General features: G+C 55.9%; 2 tRNA genes. Both read right to left on the bottom strand.

Annotation, left to right across the window (positions count from 1 at the left end):
- Positions 1-53: 53 nt before the first annotated feature.
- A tRNA-Leu gene (locus tag JO375_RS18450) sits at positions 54-133 on the bottom strand.
- 12 nt (positions 134-145) lie between these two features.
- Positions 146-222 (bottom strand) — tRNA-Arg (locus JO375_RS18445).
- Positions 223-245 lie beyond the last annotated feature (23 nt).

Here is a 245-nt window from a genome sequence, read left to right as displayed (position 1 = left end):
CCCCTGGTCCCAAACCAGGTGCTCTACCAAGCTGAGCTACATCCCGAAATAGATGCCGGTGAGAGGACTCGAACCTCCACGGTTTCCCTCACGATTTTGAGTCGCGCGCGTCTGCCAATTCCGCCACACCGGCTTATGAAGTTAATGGCGCGCCCTGAGAGATTCGAACTCCCGGCCTTTTGATTCGTAGTCAAACGCTCTATCCAGCTGAGCTAAGGGCGCAAATATGGAGCGGACGACGGGAA

This window comes from Paenibacillus farraposensis, from assembly GCF_020736845.1.
Taxonomy (GTDB): Bacteria; Bacillota; Bacilli; order Paenibacillales; family Paenibacillaceae; genus Paenibacillus; species Paenibacillus farraposensis.
Note: the sequence above shows the minus strand (reverse complement) of the source record. Positions and strands in the feature narration are given on the sequence as shown.